Origin of the sequence: Runella limosa DSM 17973 (genome assembly GCF_000482465.1) — a bacterium.
Lineage (GTDB): Bacteria > Bacteroidota > Bacteroidia > Cytophagales > Spirosomataceae > Runella > Runella limosa.
In genome coordinates this window covers 104,349-122,334 of record NZ_AXVJ01000043.1, presented here as the reverse complement: position 1 = coordinate 122,334, position 17,986 = coordinate 104,349, and the positions used below count along the sequence as shown (strand labels likewise).

General features: G+C 46.6%; 14 protein-coding genes. 10 read left to right on the top strand and 4 right to left on the bottom strand.

What is annotated here, in order from left to right; genetic code table 11:
* Window positions 1–24: 24 nt before the first annotated feature.
* The 3 genes from K339_RS0104525 (at window position 25) to dapA (ending at window position 3,656) form a co-directional block, all read left to right on the top strand.
* Window positions 25–1,341, top strand: coding sequence for a RagB/SusD family nutrient uptake outer membrane protein (locus K339_RS0104525; RefSeq protein ID WP_028522555.1), 1,317 nt, complete (start codon window positions 25–27; stop codon window positions 1,339–1,341).
* 119 nt (window positions 1,342–1,460) lie between these two features.
* On the top strand, window positions 1,461–2,687 hold the full coding sequence (locus K339_RS0104520; protein WP_037299212.1) for an aspartate aminotransferase family protein: 1,227 nt from the start codon (window positions 1,461–1,463) through the stop codon (window positions 2,685–2,687).
* 84 nt (window positions 2,688–2,771) lie between these two features.
* Entirely contained in the window at window positions 2,772–3,656 is an 885-nt protein-coding gene (gene dapA / locus K339_RS0104515) for a 4-hydroxy-tetrahydrodipicolinate synthase (protein WP_028522553.1), read from the top strand.
* Window positions 3,657–3,739: 83 nt separating this feature from the next.
* On the opposite strand, the gene K339_RS0104510 is transcribed toward dapA, so the two are convergent.
* The gene (locus K339_RS0104510) at window positions 3,740–6,268 is read right to left on the bottom strand and encodes a M14 family metallopeptidase (RefSeq protein WP_028522552.1); all 2,529 of its coding nucleotides are present in this window, start codon (window positions 6,266–6,268) and stop codon (window positions 3,740–3,742) included.
* Window positions 6,269–6,435: 167 nt separating this feature from the next.
* Here K339_RS0104510 and K339_RS0104500 point away from each other — a divergent pair, with 167 nt between their 5' ends.
* From K339_RS0104500 to K339_RS0104490, 3 genes are all read left to right on the top strand, one after another.
* Entirely contained in the window at window positions 6,436–7,542 is a 1,107-nt protein-coding gene (locus K339_RS0104500; RefSeq protein ID WP_028522551.1) for a Gfo/Idh/MocA family protein, read from the top strand.
* Window positions 7,543–7,850: 308 nt separating this feature from the next.
* Window positions 7,851–9,350 (top strand): choice-of-anchor I family protein, encoded by a 1,500-nt coding sequence (locus K339_RS0104495; protein ID WP_028522550.1) that lies wholly within the window; start codon window positions 7,851–7,853, stop codon window positions 9,348–9,350.
* Window positions 9,351–9,461: 111 nt separating this feature from the next.
* On the top strand, window positions 9,462–10,343 hold the full coding sequence (locus K339_RS0104490) for a serine hydrolase (protein WP_028522549.1): 882 nt from the start codon (window positions 9,462–9,464) through the stop codon (window positions 10,341–10,343).
* A 364-nt stretch (window positions 10,344–10,707) separates the two neighbouring features.
* On the opposite strand, the gene K339_RS0104485 is transcribed toward K339_RS0104490, so the two are convergent.
* Together K339_RS0104485 and K339_RS0104480 are read right to left on the bottom strand one after the other, a co-directional pair.
* On the bottom strand, window positions 10,708–12,504 hold the full coding sequence (locus K339_RS0104485; RefSeq protein WP_028522548.1) for an acyl-CoA dehydrogenase: 1,797 nt from the start codon (window positions 12,502–12,504) through the stop codon (window positions 10,708–10,710).
* Between the two features lie 4 nt (window positions 12,505–12,508).
* Window positions 12,509–14,221, bottom strand: a complete 1,713-nt coding sequence (locus tag K339_RS0104480; RefSeq protein ID WP_028522547.1) for an AMP-binding protein — start codon at window positions 14,219–14,221, stop codon at window positions 12,509–12,511.
* Between the two features lie 231 nt (window positions 14,222–14,452).
* Between K339_RS0104480 and K339_RS0104475 the strand changes: the two genes are divergently transcribed.
* From K339_RS0104475 to K339_RS0104460, 4 genes are all read left to right on the top strand, one after another.
* Complete coding sequence (locus K339_RS0104475) at window positions 14,453–15,001, top strand: RNA polymerase sigma factor (RefSeq protein ID WP_028522546.1); 549 nt, start codon at window positions 14,453–14,455, stop codon at window positions 14,999–15,001.
* A gap of 23 nt (window positions 15,002–15,024) precedes the next feature.
* Window positions 15,025–15,354: a hypothetical protein gene (locus K339_RS0104470; RefSeq protein ID WP_028522545.1), complete on the top strand. Its 330-nt coding sequence runs from the start codon at window positions 15,025–15,027 to the stop codon at window positions 15,352–15,354.
* 98 nt (window positions 15,355–15,452) lie between these two features.
* A complete protein-coding gene (locus tag K339_RS0104465) occupies window positions 15,453–15,704 on the top strand; it encodes a hypothetical protein (RefSeq protein ID WP_028522544.1) in 252 nt (83 codons plus the stop codon).
* A 15-nt stretch (window positions 15,705–15,719) separates the two neighbouring features.
* Complete coding sequence (locus tag K339_RS0104460; RefSeq protein ID WP_037299211.1) at window positions 15,720–16,139, top strand: Hsp20/alpha crystallin family protein; 420 nt, start codon at window positions 15,720–15,722, stop codon at window positions 16,137–16,139.
* A gap of 162 nt (window positions 16,140–16,301) precedes the next feature.
* Here K339_RS0104460 and fumC read toward each other — a convergent pair whose 3' ends face one another.
* The gene (gene fumC, locus K339_RS0104455) at window positions 16,302–17,723 is read right to left on the bottom strand and encodes a class II fumarate hydratase (protein WP_028522542.1); all 1,422 of its coding nucleotides are present in this window, start codon (window positions 17,721–17,723) and stop codon (window positions 16,302–16,304) included.
* Window positions 17,724–17,986: the final 263 nt, after the last annotated feature.

Below are 17,986 nucleotides of genomic sequence, written 5' to 3'. Positions count from 1 at the left end.
TTCAACACTTTGATTTTTCACACAATGAATACATCCATTAAATCTCTTGTACTTGCAGGCTCAGTAATGCTCTTGAGCGCTGCCTGTGCCAACCGACTCGATGTAGAGCCAACTCAAAGTATCGACGAATCGACAGCGTTGGCAACCGAACAAGACGTAACCGTAACCCTCGTAGGGGCTTATGACGGTATGAGTAGCATCAATGTATATGGGGGTGCTTTCCAATATGCAGGTGACCTTCTTGGGGATGACCGTGAAGTGGTATTTGGAGGAACATTTACGACGCTGGACGAAATATGGCGCAAAACCATGACGCCTGGTAACTCCCAAACTACGCTCACTTGGAACAACTCATACTCGGCGATTAACCGTGCCAATAACGTCTTGAGCGCGCTCGATAAAGTAAGCACTGCTAACCGAGGCCCCGTTGAAGCGCAAGCTCGTTTTATTCGCGCAGCTGTTTATTTTGAACTCGTACGATTGTATGCCAAAGCGTGGGGTGACGGTGATAATGCGGCCAATTTAGGCGTACCGTTGGTGTTGAATCCTACTCGTTCGGTCACTGACGAAGATTACAAAGCACGCAATAGCGTAGCAGAAGTGTATGCGCAAATCATTGATGACCTCACAAAGGCGGAGCAATTGGCCAAATACCCGCCTGCCATTGCCCTTTTGTCGCGCGTGTATTTGATGCAAGGAAACTATGCTTCAGCGCGTGATGCGGCCAACCGCGTGATTACATCGGGGCAATTTGAACTTGAACCTGATTTTGCCAATGCCTTTGTTGATGATAACAACGAAAGCATCTTCAGCATTGTAGTAACTGACCAAGATGGTGCCAACGACATGAATACTTATTATGCTTCTGCCTTGAACCAAGGGCGTGGTGACATTCGTGTTCAAACAAAACACTTGGCGCTCTACGAAGCAAGTGACGTGCGTGGTAAGTTTTTTAATACTAGCAACGCAGGCTCACGTACATTCACTAGCAAATTTAACGACCGTTTTGGTGACGTTCCAGTGCTTCGCTTGGCCGAAATGTACCTTACGCGCGCCGAAGCAAATTTCCGCTTAGGAACAACGGTAGGAGCTGCGCCTTTGGCCGACATCAACTTGATTCGCGAACGGGCTGGTTTAGCACCGCTTACATCGTTGACGATTGCGGCTGTTTTGAAAGAGCGTAAATTGGAATTAGCGTTTGAAGGTCAACAAATCCACGACATCAAGCGTACCAAAGGAACGGTAGGAACAACAGCTTTCAGCGCCAACAACTTGGTTTGTCCAATTCCACAACGTGAGATTGATACCAACAAAAAATTAGTACAAAACCCAGGCTATTAATCACTTGGGAGTTTCTTTATCAACAATTTGAAGAGTAGTTCAGACACGTCGCATATTAATTTGTGCGACGTGTTTATTTTATTCGTAAATCGCTTTTTGATACCATTGTTTTGAATAGTATGACGAATCGTCACGAGCTTTTTTATAATTACCTCGCCCAAACCTCTGATTTCCCGCTTGCACTCGACATCGACCGCGCGGAGGGCATTTATCTTTACGGTGCCAACGGCGAAAAATACGTTGATATGATTTCGGGGATTGGGGTTAGCAACGCAGGCCACCGACATCCTCACGTGCTGAAAGCCATTCATCAGCAGTTAGATAAATACATGCACTTGATGGTGTACGGGGAGTACATCGAAACGCCCCAAGTGAAACTGGCTGAGGCGTTGGTAAAGAGCTGTGAGACCTATAAGGTTTCCGAAAACCTTATAGGTCTAGGAGAATTAGACAACGTTTATTTCACCAACTCAGGCGCGGAAGCAGTCGAGGGAGCCATGAAACTCGCCAAGCGATTTACGGGACGCAGCGAAATCATTTCTTGTTTCAATGCCTACCACGGCAGTACCCAAGGTGCGTTGAGCTTGGCAGGAGCCGAGTTTTTTAAACGAAATTTCCGCCCCTTGCTTCCCGATGTTCGCCACATTCGCTTTGGCGTGTTGGAAGACCTTTCCCTAATTACTACCCGAACGGCGGCTATCATCATCGAAGTGATTTCGGGCGAAGCGGGTGTGCGTGTTCCCGACGTTGCGTACCACCAAGCCTTGCGCGCGCGCTGTACGGAAACGGGTACTTTGTTGGTCTATGATGAAATTCAGACGGGGTTTGGACGAACGGGAACCTTCTGGGCGTTTGAGCAATTTGGGGTCGTACCCGATATTTTATTGTGTGCCAAAGGCATGGGGGGGGGAATGCCCATTGGGGCGTTTATTTCGTCCAAAAGTATCATGGCTGTTTTTAAAAACAATCCCATTTTAGGACATATCACTACCTTTGGTGGACATCCTGTGAGTTGTGCTTCTTCGTTGGCTACGCTAGAAGTGATTCAGTCAGAAGGGCTTGCTGAAAGCGCCGTCGCGAAAGGGCAGCTTATCCGTGAGTTGTTACAGCATCCTTCCATCAAAGAAATTCGAGGGAAAGGGCTGCTGTTGGCGGTCGAATTTGAGTCGTTTGAAGTGCTAAAACCCATCATCGACCGCGCGATATTGCGGGCAAAACAGGGCACAGGCGTGATCACCGATTGGTTTTTGTTTTGCGATAACTCCATGCGAATTGCACCACCGCTTGTGATTACAGATGACCAAATTAGGGAAGCGTGTAATATCATTTTAGAAGCAATAGATTGACAAATTTTAATACCTTTGTGGCCTCAATCTACCAATCATCTACCAGTATATATTGACGGGCAAGTTGTCCGTACCACAAATCAAATGGATACCCGATTTTTAGGAGTGGGCGTGGCTTTAGTTACCCCCTTCGACACCAACCACGATATTGATTACACGGCGCTCAAAAAACTCATTGATTTTGTAAGCGATGGCGGTGTAAATTACCTTGTTGTTCAAGGTACAACGGGCGAAACCTCTACCACTACTGCTCAGGAGAAGCTCGATTTGTTGAAGTTTGTTCAAGATAATAATTCCAAAAAGCTCCCAATTGTATATGGTTTAGGTGGTAACAACACCCGTGCTGTGTTGGAAACGTTGAAACAAACCGACCTTTCGGGCGTAGATGTTATTTTGTCGGTATGTCCTTATTACAACAAGCCTTCACAGCGTGGTTTAATTGCCCACTTTACGGCCATTGCCGACGCGAGTCCTGTGCCTGTGTTGTTGTATAACGTACCTGGGCGTACGGTGGTAAACATGAAAATCGAAACCATTGTAGAACTCGCCAAACACCCCAACATCATTGGTATCAAAGACGCGTGCGCCAATTTTGATCAATACATGGAGTTGGCAAAACTGTGCCCAAGCGACTTTTTGTTGATTTCGGGGGATGATAACCACGTTTCACCCATGATTAGTATTGGCTGGAAAGGAGTTATTTCGGTGATTGCCAACGCTTTCCCGAAAGAATTTACTGAAATGACGTGGCACGCCCTCGAAAATCGTCCCGACGAAGCCGCCGCCATTCAGTATCGTTTCTTGGATATGGACGGGCCGTTATATGCAGAATCAAACCCTGTTGGTATTAAAAAATGCCTCGAAATCAAAGGCATTTGCAGCAGCGAAGTCCGCTTACCATTGGTGAAAGCCTCTGATGACCTAGGCGTACAGCTCACGACCATTATGACTCGCGAAGGGTTGTTGTAGTCAACAACGACCTCTTAATAAACGAAAAGCGGCTGCCCTTATGAGAGCAGCCGCTTTTTTGATTGTTTTCAAGTATGAAACCACTACGGCAACATAAACACCGCGTTGGAGAACAACAATTTACCATTGTACCAAAAACCACGGAAAAGTGGGTTGTTGGCGATGTAAACGATTTTGCCACGACCTACTTCTTCTACACCAAGGAAAAGTGAGTTAGGAAGTTTTTCTTTGACGTTTTTACCCGTAAAACCAGCTACATAGCCATCTTTTTCGCTTTTTAAGTAGCCAACGTTCCAGCCGTTTTTCAAGAAATCGTAGTTGTACACGTTGTTGACAAGGGCAAAATAGTGGTCAGGGAATCCAAATGCCAATGGGTGCGAATTGTCCAATTTGATTTTATAGATGCTTCCTGGCGATTCGTCTGACACCGACTCACGCTCACGGTTGGCAAACGCTTTCAGGTTATCGTCATCATTCTTTTTGTCTGACTTCTTGCTATCGTCTTTTTTGTTTTTCAAGCCAAAGCCTTCTTTGTCGGCCAAGAGGCTAGTAGCATTTTCCAACAAAATCAAACGACCACCGTTGCGGAGCCATTCGCGCAAGGCAGGGAATTGACTTTCACGAATAAGTGAACCAAAGCCTGATGGGACAATCAATACGTCCAATTTTGCAAATGGAATACCTGCGCCAAAACGGCTGTTTGGGTCGATGAGCGTCAGCGGGTAGCTGAGTTCTTGGTCGAAGAAATGCCAGATTTCGCCTACGTTGGTAGCGGTCGTTCCTTCACCTGCTAGAAGCCCAACCCGTGGCGTTGTTTTGAGGTTATAGACATAGTCAGAGCCAAAGTCAGAGCCTTTAGAAGCGGCACCGCTTTCTGTGGCACTGAGTGCTACGCCAAATTTAGTGGCTTCGGCCTGCACAATTTTATCGAACGAATCGCCTAACCCTTCGTTGCCAGCTCTGGTAATAATGAGCGTACCTGCGGCGTAGGTTTTGCCGCCCATGTCAAACGTCTTTTCAGCTGCCCGAACCCGTACTTTTTGTTTTGAAATGGCGGCCAAAAACTTGGCATCTTCCGCCGATTTCCACGATACAATATAAGCGTAAGGCTTTCCGCTAATCGCAGGTTGTGGGCTGCTGGCGGGTGCTTGTGGGTTAGGAGTGAGTCGCTCTTTTACGCCGTACGTTTTGGCACCGTACGCCAACGGCACGCACCAAGATGTAATATCGTAAGTTACCGAGTCTTCAAGCATTGGTTTGATTTCAAACAAAATCTTCAACAGGTTTGACTTGGGTTGGTAAGCACTGATGACCAAGTCGCCCGCTTCAGTTTTAAAAGCCTCGTCTTTCTGCGTCAAATAGTTGTAGCCCGTCAACGCACGGCTGTCGTTGGCGTATCCGTAGCGGATTTGGTTTTTATCCAACAATGTTTTCAACGCTTTTACGCGGCCTTCGTCGCCTGCTGTTTTTACAACGTACGATTTATAAAGGCCAATGGGACTATTTTGGTTGCGGTCGTAGAATTTCACAAACTCTTCTACTACTTTCCCCGAACGGTCGGCGATGGCTTCCATGGTGGCAATACTCGCCGCCGATACGTGCGCCACGCGGTGGGTCAGGCGAAGGGTATCTCCTTCATCGGGGCGTTCGTAGGCCAAGCCAGCGATGCCGCCGCCACCTTGCTCGTAGGTCATGGCAATCGCACCGTTGTAAGTAGGCCAAGTATCACCATAGCTTGGGTAAAACAAGTCAAAACGTTCACGCGTATAATAAAGCCAGTTGTTACGGTCAAAATAGCGTTTGTTGTATGTGCCAATCACATCCTGCATTTCACGTTGCCATGGTGTGATGTCTTCGTGGTAGGGCTTGGCTGATGGTGCAAAATAGTAGGGACTGTTGGGCCCCATCTCGTGGAAGTCGCCGTGTACTTGCGGCATCCACTGTTGAAAAGTCGCCACGAGTTGTTGCATAATCTCTTGGGTCTGCCACGCCCAGTCGCGGTTGGGGTCAAAGAGGTAGTGATTCCAACGTCCTCCTGGCCAAGGCTCGCCGTGTTCCCAAGCTGATGTGTTGGCATTGGCTGTTACTCCTATTTTTTGGTTGTACCAGTTCACGTAGCGGTCGTGGCCGTCGGGGTTAAGGCAAGGAGCTAAGATAACCACGGTATTTTTTAGAATCTTGTCGGCTACAGCTCCACCTGCCAGTAGTTCGTGCAATACTTTGGGAAATGCCGCCGAATTGGTTACTTCGTTTCCGTGGACGTTGTAGCTCATCCACACAATCGCAGGACGCGTTTTGCTGGTTGGCTGTCCCGCCATCAAACCGATGCTTTTGAGGTTATCGGTACGGATTTGGTCAATATTTTTAATGTTTTCTTCCGAACTCACTACGACCATCATCAGTGGGCGTTTCTCAAATGTTTGTCCGTACGACATCAATTTTACTTTGGTAGGTACTTGCTGCGATACGTGCGTAGCATACTGATAAAGACGGTGGGTAGGTACCATTTGTTCCCCTGGTGCAAAACCAAAGAATTGCGTAGGAGATTGAAGTTGGGCCAGAGCCTGTAAGCTCAGAAGTAAGCCCGTCAAAAACAATAGTGGTTTTCTCATGGAGGTTTTAGTTGAGATGAGTTGTAACAAATGCTTGGTTTGGGACAACAATTAAAAATGAACGGCCAAAAATACGCAAACTTTAAAGATACCGTAAAATTATTGGACAAGCCCGAAAGAAAAAGCGATGTAGCTGCTTTTAATGGAAACTAATCCAGCTCTTTTTTATGAATTCTCGTCGCGATTTTCTTCGCCAAGTGGGCGGGTCTGCCCTTACGTTATCATTGGCTACTACTACTTTTCCTGAACAAGCCCATGCGTTACCCGCCGATGGCAAGCAACTTGGCGTGGCTTTGGTAGGATTGGGAAGTTACGCCGACCGCGTGGCTACGGCCATGAAAGATTGTAAATTGGCAAAACTCATAGGAGGTGTCACAGGAACCCCTACTAAAATTGATACTTGGAGTACCAAGTTTGGGTTGGACAAAGCCAATTTTTACAGCTACCAAAATTTTGAACAAATCAAAGATAACCCCGCCATCGACGCGGTGTATATTACGCTCCCCAACTCTATGCACCACGAATACGTGATTCGGGCGGCCAAAATGGGTAAGCACGTGATTTGTGAAAAACCCATGTCGGTGACGGTCAAAGAAGCCGAAGAGATGATTGCGGCTTGTAAAAAAGCTAATGTCAAGCTTTATATTGGGTACCGTTTGCATTTTGAGCCTTATACCCGTGAGTTGATTCGCCTTCGAAAATCGGGAGAGTTGGGCAAGATTCTACACGTAAATACCTACGACGGTTTTAAAATTGGTGACCCAAAACAGTGGCGCCTCAAAAAAGCCTTAGCGGGTGGTGGAGCTATGATGGACGTGGGCATTTACTGCATCAACGGCGCGCGTTATGCCACGGGAGAAGAACCGATTTGGGTATCGGCGGAAGAAACCAAAACCGACCCTGTTAAATTCAAGGAGGTGGACGAAACCATCACTTGGCAAATGGGCTTCCCAAGTGGAGCGATTGCGTCGTGCGTGACAACCTATAACTTCAATAACCTAGAACGGTTGTATGTTATCGGGGAAAAAGGCTACGTTGAACTCAGTCCAGCGTTTGGCTATGGTCCCATCAAAGGGCGTACCCACCAAGGCGCAATGAGCTGGGACACCACCAAAATGCACCAAACGTGGCAAATGGACGGCCTGGCTGATTGTATTTTAAATGGAAAACCTGATCCAAATATGACGGGCGAAGAAGGGCTTAAAGACATGAAAGTGATTGAAGCCGTTTACAAATCTATCGCAGCGGGGGGCAAAAAAGTTTCACTGGTCTAGCCTTTGGGTTGTGCATACACGTCGGGGTGTGAGCACCCCTCTGCACTTGATCGTCGGGATGTGAGCATCCCTCTGCACGGGTGTGTCGGGGTGCTCACACCCCGACCTATCGCGAGTAACACACCCCGACCCACTGCCACACCTAGGTCAGACGACAGTCAGACCGAAACCTAGCATTTTGCCTCTGGTTATAAACGAATTGTAAAAAAACACCCATAAATCGATTCAAAACTTCATTTGGCCTTAACAATTGCGTGAAATAAGGGTAATATCGCGAAAGTACTTTTGCAGCTTAATCCATTTCGTCTATGCAAAAGATACTTTTACCCCTCACGCTATTGTTGTTTGTATATGCTTGTGCCGACCACCGTCTCGACCCTGCACCCAATGAAAACCCCGCTACTTTTACCGAAATTGCCAGCATCGACATCGGTGACACAGGTGCGGCCGAAATCAGCGCTTTTGACCCTATTACAGGCCGCCTTTTTGTGGTCAACAATAGCAATGTCAATAAAATTGATATTATTGAGGTGGCCAGCAATAGCCAACTCAAAGTCATTGGCAACATCAGCATGGCTCCCTACGGCGGAGCGGTGAATAGCTTGAGTATTTTCAACGGTAAACTAGCTGCCGCCATTGAGTCCGCAACCAAAACCGACCCTGGCAAAGTTGTCGTATTCAACACGATTGACCAAAAAGAAATCAAAGTAATTCCTGTAGGTGCTTTGCCTGACATGGTTACATTTTCTCCTGATGGTCGTTATATCCTTACTGCCAACGAAGGAGAACCCAACGACGCCTACACCATCGACCCCGTCGGAAGCGTTTCTATTATTTCTGTCGATGACAACTATTCGGTAAAAACCCTTGATTTTGCAGGTTTTGCTCCCCAACAAGCGGCGCTTATGGCCAAAGGATTGCGTATTTTTGGACTAAACGCCAGCTTTGCCCAAGACATTGAACCCGAATATATTACCGTCTCGGATGATTCAAAAACAGCTTGGGTGACGTTGCAAGAAAACAATGCCATTGCCAAAATTGACCTTACGTCAAAAACGATTACTACCATTTTTCCATTAGGTTTCAAAAATTATAACCTCGACGAAAACGCCATCGACGTCAGCGACCAAGACAATGCCATTGCGTTGAAAAAATGGCCTGCTTTTGGGATGTATCAGCCCGATGCCATTGCTGTTCTTGAGTCGGGTGGTGTACCCTATCTTTTCACAGCCAACGAAGGTGACGCCCGCGAATACACTGGTTTTTCTGAAATCCGTCGTGTAAATCACAGTTCAGTCGTTCTTGATCCAGCGATTTTTCCCAATGCAGCAGCCCTCAAAACGAATACTCAAATGGGGCGTCTCAACATCACAACTACGCTCGGCAATACCGATGGCGATAGTGAATATGAGGCAATTTATTCGTTGGGAGCTCGCTCGTTTAGCGTTTGGAACGGAAATACAGGAAGCCAAGTGTTTGACAGCAAAAATGAGCTTGAAGTACGTAGCATTGCTGCGGGAGTTTACGACGATGCCCGTAGCGACGATAAAGGCGTCGAACCTGAAGGCATTGCCATCGGCCAAGTAGGGACGCGTAAAGTAGCTTTTGTAGGAATGGAACGTGCCGATGCAGTGGCTGTTTACGACGTTACCAACCCTACTGCTCCTGTTTTTTTACAACTTCTCAAGACGGGCGATGCACCCGAAGGTGTTTTGTTTGTCCCTGCCAATCAAAGCCCGCTCAAGAAAAGCTTATTGATTGTCAGCAGTGAAAACGACGGGGTTATCAAAATTTACCGTCCTCAGTAACGATACCTAACGAATCTGCCAACGGCGTTGTCTAATTTAGGCAGCGCCGTTGTTGTTTTTGGTGCTAAATTCCGAAAAAATCGGTAAGTTTCGTGTTCAAACATCATCAACATGAAACTTCTCTACCTTACCTTTTTTTCTTGTTTATCCCTTTGCGTTTTTGCCCAGAAACCCGCTATCTCTAGCCTTAAAGAGACGATTCAGGCACGTCTCAAAACCGTGGAAGGAGAGTTTGGGGTAGCCTTCAAAGACCTGCAAACGCAAGAAACCCTTTTCATTAACGGTCACGAAAACTTCCACGCGGCTAGTACCATGAAAACGCCCGTGATGATTGAGGTCTTTAAACAAGCCAAAGCCAAGAAATTTAACCTTACGGATTCGATTCTGGTCAAAAATGAATTCAAGAGTATTGTCGATGGTAGCCCGTTTAAGCTTGACATTAGCGACGACAGCGCCGATGATATGTATCGCCAAATTGGAAAAAAAATGACGATTTATGACCTCACCTACCAAATGATTATTGTGAGTAGCAACCTTGCCACGAATATTTTGATTGACCTCGTGGACGCCAAAAATGCCAATGCGACCATGCGTCAACTTGGGGCGCAGGATATTCAGGTGTTGCGCGGTGTGGAAGACACCAAAGCGTTTCAGAAAGGGCTGAACAACTCCGTCACGGCTTATGATTTGATGCTTATTTTTGAAAAAATTGCGTTGAAAAAAGCGGTCAACAAAAAAGCCTGTGATGCCATGATTCGCATTTTACTTGACCAAAAATTCAACGAAATTATTCCTGCCCAACTTCCCACCAATGTCAACGTGGCGCACAAAACAGGTTCCATTACGGGAGTTCAGCACGACTCGGGCATCGTATTTCTTCCCGATGGGCGAAAATATGTGCTAGTTTTATTGTCAAAGAAACTAACCAACCCCAAAGAAGGAGTAAAAGCACTCGCCGATATTTCAAGACTGATTTACGATTCAGTAAAATAAGTTCAGGCTACTTTTGGTAGGTTTAGGCGGGCTAATCGTAAGTTTAGTGGAAAAATTTGTACTAAAAATACGGTAGAACATAGCCTTTTTAGCCTTTTCGTAGGCTATTTGTTGATTTTTATCTTTTTTTCAGCAAAATGTATTTCTTTCTACCAGAATAAGTCACTAACTTTGTAGAGTTATTTAAACGACTGCCGCCAAAATAGGCTGTCTTTAAGTAAACTAGAAGCTACTACATTTACTAATGATGTTACTTCTTATTATAAGAAGAGTCAAAATAAAGAGTTTTTCATAACGTTGAGTAAAGTCAAAAAGCCGAGCGGATCTTCTGCACGGCTTTTTTGTTTTTATACGATTTGTAAAATTAGAACCACTCGGGTTGCATCTCCACCGTTGCTCGACTCTGACTAAGAAGACGCTTCGCCAGTGCCGTAGTTTTTACCAGTTCATACTCAAAGAAATAATGAGCAGTAGCTATTTTTCCTTGATAAAAATGGCGTTCTGAATCAGCGTTGGCATCTGCCAGTTTTTTGTTTGCTTCGGTTGCTTGTTTGAGCCACTGCCAAGCGATAGTCGTAATTCCAAACATTTCTAAGTACAGGGTGGCGTCGGCCAAAAATGCCTCCACATTTTGCGGAGCTATCGCCAACAGATGCGCCGTTACTTGTTGAACTTTGAGCAATCCCTTTTCTAACTGCTCGGCCCAAATAGGGAGCTTTGGTTCGTTGGCGGCGGCTTTGGCCTGCGCAATGGCTAGACGCATTTCTTCGGCCAGCAATTGTACCGCTTTTCCACCTTTGAGGGTAATTTTTCGGCCCAACAAATCGAGCCCATGAATCCCCGTTGTACCTTCGTGAATCGGGTGAATGCGGGCTTCGCGGTAATATTGTTCAAGTGGGAAATCTGTTGTATAGCCTGCGCCTCCCAAAATCTGCACGGCTGCACTGGTCGTTTGGCAGCACATTTCGGACGGATATGATTTGGCAATGGGCGTAAGTAAATCAAGTAAAAGTTCGGCTCTTTCTTTATCGGTGCCTTGGGCTACGTGGGCAATATCGGCCCAAAGTCCGCATTGTAACAACAACGACAGCGAACCTTCGACCACCGACTTTTGAAATAATAACATTCGTTTGACATCCGCGTGGTGGATAATCAACGTCTGAGGCTGGGTGGGGTCTTTGGCCGCGATGGGTCGGCCTTGCGGGCGCTCTTTGGCGTAGGCCAACGAAGCGTGGTAAGCCGCCGTACCGATGGCCGCCGCGTTGGTGCCGACTCCAACCCGAGCTTCGTTCATCATCTGGAACATATAACTCAAGCCTCTGTGTTCTTCTCCCACCAAATAGCCCAAACAGTCGGTATCAGAACCAAACATCAAGTGCGCAATGGGCGCGCCTTTGTAGCCCATTTTATGATACACTCCTGCCGTGGTGACGCCGTTTGGCACCAAACCTTTAGGGGTAACGCGTTGCTGGGGTACTACAAACAAAGAAATCCCTTTGGTGCCAACGGGACCGCCTTTGATTTTGGCCAACAACAAATGAACTACGTTTTCGCAAGCGTCGTGATCGCCGCAAGAAATAAAGATTTTTTGTCCTTGAATTTTGTAAACGCCTGCGGTTTCGGTAAGTTCGGCGCTAGTAGAAATATCTGATAATGAGCTTCCTGCGTTGGGTTCTGTCAGGGCCATGGTTCCTTGCCAACGGCCGTTGTACATGTTGGGCGTGTAGGTATCAATCAGTTCAGAAGAACCAAAACTCCGAATCAAATTGGCGGCCCCTGTGGTCAAAAATGGATACACACTGGCCGAATAATTGGCGGCTTGAAAAATAAACGCTGCCGCATTGTGAACGGTGGCGGGGAGTTGTTGCCCGCCTTCTTCGTAGCTGAAAGTAGCATTTATCCAGCCATCTTCCCCAAAGCGCCGCGTGATGGCTTTCATACCTTCGTGGACGCGGATTTTGCCATCGACAAGCTGGGGCTCATTACGGTCCATTTCGGTGAGTAAAGGACGCAGCATTTTGTCGGCTATTTGCTCGGCAGCGTCCAGTACCATGTCAAACGATTCCCGATTGTGGTCTTGGAAGTACGGGTACTGCACCAACTGCTCCACGTCAAGCAGTTGGTACAGGTTAAATTGAAGGTCGCGTTTTGAAAAAAACATACAATTATTTTTTTACCTCATCCCGCAAAGCCTTCCGTAGAATTTTACCTACGTTGGTCTTGGGCAATTCGGTACGGAATTCAATGTGCTTAGGGCATTTGTAGGCCGTCAAATTTTCGCGGCAATAGGCCATAATTTGCTCTTTTGTAAGGCTTTCGTCTTTTTTTACCACAAAAATCTTCACCGCTTCGGTTGTTTTTTCGTCGGGTACGCCAATACACGCGACCTCCAAAACACCCTGACATTGCGCCACGACATCTTCTATTTCGTTGGGATACACGTTGAAACCTGACACAAGTACCATGTCTTTCTTACGGTCAACGATTTTGAAAAAGCCATCGGCATCCATCACCCCGACATCACCCGTTTTGAACCACTGACGGCCATCGGCAGGGTCGGTAAACATCACTTTGGCCGTTTCGTCGGGGCGGTTGTAGTATCCTGGCATTACCTGTGGCCCTAATGCACAGATTTCACCCGCTTCGCCCACATCTGCCCAGGTGCTATCGTCGCGCATGATGCGCATTTCGGTACTAGGGAAGGGGATTCCGATGGTACCAACGCAGTTGTCGGTGGTTTTCAGTGGGTTGGCGCAAAGTACGGGCGATGTCTCAGACAAGCCGTAGCCCTCGGTTGGTAAATTGCCCGTGAGTTTGTACCATCGTTCGGCCACCACTTTTTGTAGTGCCATTCCTCCCGCCGAGGTTATTTTGAGGCCGCTAAAATCAACTTCGCCAATTTTAGGGTTGTTCATCAAGCCGTTGTACAGCGTATTCACCCCCGTAAAGGTGGTTACTTTGTATTTTTTTAGGTCTTTGATAAACGCCTCCATGTCGCGTGGATTTGTAATCAACAGGTTCATTCCGCCGTTTTTAAGGGCAGAAAGGGCGTTGCAGGTAAGCGCGTACACGTGGTACAGCGGCAAAGCTGCCACAATCACGTTGGTTTGCCCTTCGGGAATCGTATTGAGCATCGGGCTCAGATAAACGCAGTTGGCTTCTACGTTAGCAATGATGTTGCGGTGGGTTAGCATGGCACCTTTCGACACCCCCGTTGTCCCACCCGTATATTGAATAAATGCCAAGTCTGAATTTCTCAAATCAGGTTTTTGGTAGTCGGCGGCGGCACCTTTGCTCAATGCATCTGTAAACGACTTTGCCGTAGGAAGGTCATAGTCAGGCACCATTTTCTTGACATTCTTTACCACAAAATTGACAAGTTGTTTTTTGCCAAAACCCAACAAATCACCAATCTCGGTGACTAGTACGTGCTCGATGTTGGTATGGGGAAGTACTTTTTCTAGGTTAGAAGCAAAGTTGGCCAAAATCACAATGGCTTTTGCTCCCGAATCTTTGAACTGGTGTTCCATTTCGCGGGGCGTATAAAGCGGATTGGTATTGACCACCGTGAGTCCTGCCCGCAATGCGCCAAACATCGCAATGGGGTATTGCAGCACGTTGGGCATTTGAATCGCAAGACGGTCGCCTTTTTGGAGGCCGATGCTTTGCAGATAGGCCGCAAAATTGCGCGATTGTTTATCTAACTCAGCATACGTAATTTCTTTGCCCATGCAGGAGTAAGCTTTACGCGAAGCATATTTGGTAAAGCCTTCGTCAATCATTTCTAACAACGACGAATAGACATCTGGATTAATTTCAAAGGGCATTCCCGCTGGGTAAAATTTTAGCCACGGAAAGGTATCTCTAGTTACAGCCATTCAGATTTTAGGTTGATGTTTAGAAAAAATTGTACACTACAAAGATATAAACGAAGTTAGAGGGAAGAAGTTTTACCCCTGACTTTTCATGACAAAAAATGATTTTAAGGTCTTTTCCACTATATTCAGTACGACAGAACGAGCAAAAACGTCTATTGCAAAAAAACTTTACACGGTTTAAAGTAATTTTCAAAGTTGTTCGTCTAACCAATTAACCACTTAAAATTAACATTGGCAACCGCACGACTACCTATTGTTCAAACCATCAAAAAGTACAGCAAGCAACTTTTTGGCTTCATTCGTCAGCGCGTAAGCAGCGACGAAGATGCTGAGGATATTTTGCAGGACGTTTGGTACCAACTGAGCAGTCAGCCCGAAGTAGAAGCCATTGAACAAGTGGGAAGTTGGCTGTATCGGGTGGCGCGGAACCGCATTGTGGACACCTACCGCAAGCAGCGCCCCGAAACCCTCGAAGATTACGGCTACGAGGACGAAGACGGCGAAATCGTGTTCAAAGATTTATTGCTCGCCGACGACGGAACGCCCGAAAGTGACTATCTCCGCGAGTTGTTTTGGCAACAACTCATGGAAGCCCTCGACGAACTTCCCGAAAACCAGCGTCAGGTATTTGTGTGGAACGAACTCGAAGACGAGACGTTTCAGGAGATTGCTGACCGCACGGGTGAGAACATCAAAACGCTGATTTCGCGCAAACGCTACGTTGTGCAGCATTTGCGAAAACGGTTGGCGGGTTTGTACCAAGATTTATTGATAGATTAACCATTTTTTTGACCAACGCAACCATGACTACTAAACACAATCGTCGGGCCTATTTTTTCTTATTTCCGCTTTTTGCGGCGGTGGCCGTTTTGGTACTTGGCGCTGCCGTCATGTGGCTTTGGAACGCTATTTTGCCTGCGTTAGTGGGTGTGGCTTTTATTTCCTACTGGCAAGCCGTGGGGTTATTGATTTTGTGCCGTTTGTTATTTGGGAACTTTAGCCGTGGCAAGGGCGCACCTTGGGCTCAGCACGCGCAAAAGAAAGCGGCTTTTCGGGAAAAATGGCTACACATGAACGACGAAGAACGCACTCGCTTGCGCGAAGAATGGCGCAAACGTTGCGGCAAAAATTAATTCAAAAAAATCGAAATTCGTTAAAGTAATTTTTGATTTCAATCGTCATCCTATTTGTACAGGGTTTGTACACATCACCATATAACCATTTAACAGCTATGTTTACTATTTTGAGAGTTATCGGAGCCGTATTTTTTGGCGCATTATTTCTGTTCATATTGCCTTTCTTATTATTGAAAGCATTTTTCTTTTTCTTGTTTTTTGGTTTGGCATTTCGACTTATGATGGGTCGTCGCCGTCGCCAATGGAAACGCTATCAGGCGTATTACACACCTTATGAGGACGTAACAGCGCAGTACCGTAAAGAAAACTTGAACGATTCGTTTCAACACCCTATCACGAAAATTTAACCAATTTTAATAGCCATGTATCATCATCACAGAAAATGTGGGCACGGACACCCTGGAATGGGGTTCGGCCCGTTTGGAAAACAGTTCGGTCGTGCCTTTGCAGGTAATCAATACCGAGTACCAGTCAATGTACTAAAAACCGAAAGTAGTTACGAAATCTTCGTCATCGCTCCCGACCGCGCCAAGGAAGACTTTAAAATCAGTCTCAAAGGCAACGAGTTGACGATTGCGTATCAGGCCAAAGAAGACATCAAAGAAAACCAACAGTGGATTCGCAACGAATTTACCAAGGCTTCGTTTGAGCGTACCTTTGTAATTGACGAAACCATTGAGTCGGAGGGCATCAAAGCCGAGTACAAAAACGGCGTATTGCAAGTGACATTGCCTTTTGTGCCTGGGTCAGCAAAACCCGCACAGGAGATTGCAGTGGCGTAAGGAAGGTGGTTTTAGACCTCTCCTAACGTCGAGGTGACAAAACCTGATGTGGGGAGGGTTGCTCACAACCCGCCCCAAGCGCATAAAAAAAATAGTCGGCTACCTTGGCAGCCGACTATTTTTTTTATAAACCTGTCAACGGGCAAACTGAAAACCACAAACTTATTTCAATCCACCCACCATGTCTTCGGGGCGTACCCACTCATCAAATTCCTCGGAAGTCATTTTAGTGAAATCCAAGCCTTTGAGTTCAAACTCAAGCGCGGCTTGTTTGAGGGTAATACCACGCTTGTGGGCATCTTGGGCGATGGCGGCGGCGTTGTAATAACCAATTTTAGGGTTCAAAGCCGTTACCAACATCAACGAATTGTTGACGTGCTTACGGATATTTTCTGTTAACGGCTCGATACCCACGGCACACTTATCGTTGAACGCCACGCAAACGTCACCAATCAAACGAGCCGAGTGTAAGAAGTTGTAAATCATTACGGGCTTAAATACGTTCAACTCAAAGTGACCGTTTGAGCCACCGATGTTGATTGCCACGTCGTTGCCCAATACTTGGCAAGCAACCATGGTCATGGCCTCGCACTGCGTTGGGTTTACTTTACCAGGCATGATAGAGCTTCCTGGCTCATTGTCTGGAATAAAGATTTCACCGATACCCGCGCGTGGTCCCGACGAAAGCATACGGATGTCGTTGGCGATTTTCATCAAGCTAACGGCTACCGTTTTTAGGGCGCCGTGCGCTTCTACGATGGCATCGTGCGCGGCTAAGGCTTCAAACTTGTTTTCGGCCGTGATGAATGGAAGACCTGTCAACGCCGCGATGTGACCCGCTACGTTTTCAGAATATCCTTTCGGTGTATTGATACCTGTTCCTACGGCTGTTCCACCCAACGCCAACTCTGACAAGTGTGCCAACGTATTGTTGATGGCGCGCAAACCGTGGTCAAGCTGAGACACATAGCCCGAAAACTCTTGCCCGAGGGTCAATGGCGTAGCGTCCATGAAGTGCGTACGACCAATTTTCACCACATCTTTAAATGCTTCTGATTTAGCTTTGAGCGTATCGCGGAGTTTTTGGATGCCAGGAATAGTAACTTCGATCAAAATTTTATAAGCCGCAATGTGCATCGCCGTCGGGAACGTATCGTTGGAAGACTGCGATTTATTGACGTCGTCGTTGGGGTTCAAGAATTTTTTCTCGTCCAACAACGAACCACCGTTGATTACGTGGGCGCGGTAAGCAATCACCTCGTTGCAGTTCATGTTTGACTGCGTGCCTGAACCCGTTTGCCAAACGACCAACGGAAACTGGTCATCGAGCTGACCTGCCAAAATTTCGTCGCACACTTGTGCAATCAAATTCTTTTTGTCTTCTGGAAGGATACCTGCCTCAAAGTTGGTGATAGCAGCCGCTTTTTTCAAGTAAGCAAACGCCCGAATGATTTCCTTCGGCATTTTGTTAATGTCTTGGGCAATCGGGAAGTTCATGATGGAGCGTTGTGTTTGTGCTCCCCAATACACGTGTGCAGGTACTTCTACCTTTCCCATCGTGTCTTTTTCTATACGGAATTCCATTGGATGAATGACGGGGCCGCCCGCGCGGTGAATTTGAATGAATGATTGAGTCGATGGATGAGCTAATTGGGACAATTGTTCAGCCATCCTGCAAAAGTAAACACAAATCGCTTACCCGCTTTTGATAGAAATCATAATCTCTCTAATTTTACCAAAAAAATAAGCATAGCGCTGAAAACCGCGATAAAAGATTGTTAGCGCAAATCAAGCATTAAAAGTCTCGGAGAGACACAACCTTTGTAGAACCTACAAGATTAACCAAT